This window comes from Chitinophaga sp. (assembly GCF_036569125.1).
Taxonomy (GTDB): domain Bacteria; phylum Bacteroidota; class Bacteroidia; order Chitinophagales; family Chitinophagaceae; genus Chitinophaga.
Genome location: NZ_DATCRF010000171.1, coordinates 1 through 3,471 on the forward strand (window position 1 = coordinate 1; position 3,471 = coordinate 3,471).

The 3,471-nt window shown below is 48.5% G+C and carries 1 protein-coding gene and 1 pseudogene; both read left to right on the top strand.

Features of this window, described 5'->3' with window-relative positions:
- The first annotated feature begins 75 nt into the window (after window positions 1-75).
- Window positions 76-2,253 (top strand): beta-1,3-glucanase family protein, encoded by a 2,178-nt coding sequence (locus tag VIM87_RS06210; RefSeq protein WP_331996140.1) that lies wholly within the window; start codon window positions 76-78, stop codon window positions 2,251-2,253.
- 393 nt (window positions 2,254-2,646) lie between these two features.
- A pseudogene (locus tag VIM87_RS06215) lies at window positions 2,647-3,471 on the top strand (hypothetical protein); the annotation flags it as partial.

The window sequence follows — 3,471 nt, forward strand, 5'->3', positions numbered from 1 at the left end:
CATCATCACATGATAACTTACTGAAAAGTTTATTTACATTGCATCGTGCTCTCGTAATCTAATACCTATTGTTCAATGAAAACCAGATCTTTATCCGGGGCGCTATGCGCCCGCATGGCCTTGCTGTTTATTGTAGCCATCCTCACCGGGAGCAAAGTACAGGCCCAAACTACCGTTCCCTTCACCTTGTACAACAACTCAGCGTATGCTGATGGCAATGTGTATGTTGCAGTGGTAGGCATCATCAACGGCAATCATGTATGGATTGACCCTAAAACCAGTGCGGTCAACCTCATGAGCGTGTCCAACAACACCGTACCCGGGCCGGTGATCAACGGCAACCAGGGGCCCGGCGGCAATGGCCGCTATGCCAACTGTTTTGCGAAGCTGAGCGAGATCCCTAATAAGGTCATCAACATTCCCGGCATTGCAGGCTGCCGCATCCTGATCTCTTTCAACTCACAGCTGTATCTCTATTTCTTCGGCGCATCCGGTGCGCCAAGTGGTTATGCAGCGCCCAATCTTGCCAATCCTACGGATCCTAACCAGGGCATCCGGTTTGAAACGATTGAGCTTACAAACGCATCCAACGGCCTTTGGGTAAACACTACCCGTGTGGATAGCTACCAGTATCCCATGGGCCTTGAAGTGTGGGGCAATTCCGGTTTTTACCAAAAGGTTGGAGAGCTTATTCCTCACAGCCAGATCCTTTCACAATGGCAGTCTACCGCACCTTCCGAATTTGCAGGCTGTTATGATGCTGCCAATGGCATCATCAAGTTCCCTTCAAAAACAACTGCTTTTCAAAGCGGTGCACAGGCCAATTATTTTGGTTCCTACATTGATGCCATCTGGTCAAAATACCAGAACGGTAACCTGGTTTTCAACGCAGGTGATGCAGGCACCTGGAGCGGCCGTGTATCCGGCAACGTGTTCACATTCACCCGTACTTCCGACGGACAGGTGGGCACCATCTCACGCAAGCCTACCAACCTGGAAGCCATGGAAGGCAGCGGGGTTATGGCCACCGGCGGGCAATGGGATAAAGTGGTGCAGGCGCAGATCTGCGCTGCCATTAACCGCCATGCCATTGATCTTAACCTGGCAACGGGCGCCACGCAGGACTTTTCCTCTGCATCCAAATATTATCAGACAGGGCCTTACAACTGGTACTGCAAATTCTGGCACCGCAGCGATATCAGCCTCAATAGCCTGACCTACGCTTTTTGCTACGACGATGTATTTAACCATTCGTCCACCATCAATGCCACCTCTCCCCTGCGCACCACTATTACCATAGGCGGTTTTTCAGGGATCACGGCAAGCGGCGCGGCCATCGCCTATAAGGATTGTAACTATGGCGGCTACGCCGCAGGCCTTAATCCCGGCGCCTATACCCTTAGCCAGCTGAATGCGCTGGGCATTCTCAATGATGATATTTCTTCCCTCAGGGTAAAGCCCGGGTATAAAGTCACTCTTTACCAGGATGACAATTTCAGTGGATCAACACTTGTACTTACAGGAGATGATGATTGCCTGGTTGACAATGGCTGGAACGATCTGACAACTTCATTGAAAGTAGAATCAAATACCACTTCTACATCAACGGTTATTCAGGCGGAAAGCTATACCTATATGTCCGGCATAGATGTGGAAGCAACAACCGATGCAGGAGGAGGACAGAATGTTGGATGGATAGACGCCGGAGACTGGATGTCTTATGATGTAACTATTCCTGCAACAGGCAGCTACCGGGTAGATTACCGCGTGGCCAGCCCTAACGCCAACACAAGCCTGCGGCTGGAAAAAGATGCCGGCGCCACACAGCTGGGCACCGTTAACATACCTAATACCGGCGGATGGCAGAACTGGAGCAATGTTTCACATACCGTAACCTTACCTGCAGGCACTTATAGCATAGGTATTGCTACAACCACCGGCGGATTTAATCTTAATTATCTTACTATTACCAGTGTTGCCTCATCCGCCAGGATGGCCATGCAAACAGTAAAAACAGAAAATAGTAATACCGCCGTTACACTGTCGCCTAACCCGGTGAGTGAGCAATTACATATCCGTAACAGTGACAAGGTTAAAACGCTGAGCGTTTACGATATGAGTGGTCACCAGCTTATGAAAGTTAAGAACCCGGGGAACACTATTCCGGTATCCTCACTGGTGCCGGGCATGTACATTATTACTATAGACCGTAAAGATGGTACGCAAAAACAGGTGAAGATCCTGAAGCAATAAGTCACATCAACTTATAATAAAGAGGCCCGCTAATAAGCGGGCTTTCTTTTTACCGCAAAGGCATTCTCAATAGCATCAAAAAAAGAAGCTGTCAACATACGCTTACTCCTATAACAAGCCGGGCACAAACTAAGGTACAATAGGGCTTGTACTCCATCGAACTGTCCATTTAATTGCTCATTTAATAGAGCCCATCATTAACCAAATTCAACCTTAATGTGGAAAATGCCTCTGCATTATACATGGATTACAATTTGTATACAGTTCTATATATGATAACATCCATGTTAACAGGTAAAAGACCTGCAGTATAACATGCGCGCATCCGGTAACAGCCTGCGGCGCCAGTGTTAGTCAGCTTTTATTATGAGAAACTAAAACGACTTAAAATATATGTCATCCGGAATTTCTATTTGGGCAGCCAGCGCTGCAGAACAGCTGGCAACGATAACCACCGAACCGGTGTATACCAACACCATAAGCGATTTTCAATTTGAAGTGCATTCCATGCAGGATGCCGTATGGCTGGTAGCTACCTGCTCCAACTCCGCCAGGATGGCCTTCCGTATTGCCTATGCGCCGGAAAGCATAACACTGGAAGAGGTAACAAACGAAGAAGACGGTATAAAAATGGTAATGAGCGCTGCTATCGGCACCTATCATGCAAGCGTGAGCTTTCCTGAAAAAGGCACACCGCTTTTACGCTATACCGTAGCTTTCATCCCTGCCGAGGATACGGATATCCCCTTTTGGCCGCGCGATATTGTGATACCGGCAAACGGAAGCAGCAAGGGCGACATTCACATCCGGCAAATAGGTACGCGCTCCGGGATCATTTATGCTTCCATGACACAGCCCGCAGCCGGCTCGTTCCTGTATTTACAAAACTTTACGGCGCTGGCAGACTACTGTAATGCAACCCAAACATCTGTGGCAGATACCGTTGGCGGTGAGTGGCCGGAATTTGGATTTTCTTTACCATCCACGAAAGATAAGCCATTGCCTGCCGGCCAGCAGGTTACTATTTCAGATGCCTTTGTTTGCTTTAGTAACAAGACACCAAAGGATCAGTTTGAAATTGCCACTGAATTTCTAACGCACCTGGCATCACTATACCTGCACCTGCCAAGGCCGGAACCCGTGTATCATAATTTTCCGGATATACTGGCAAAGTCGCTCCATGACCTGGCACACTCAAAAGGCTGCTGGGTGCAGCAT

What these genes read in the sequence shown, in the direction of transcription:
- VIM87_RS06210 (WP_331996140.1), top strand. Translation starts at nt 76, where the DNA reads ATGAAAACCAGATCTTTATCCGGGGCGCTATGCGCCCGCATGGCCTTG.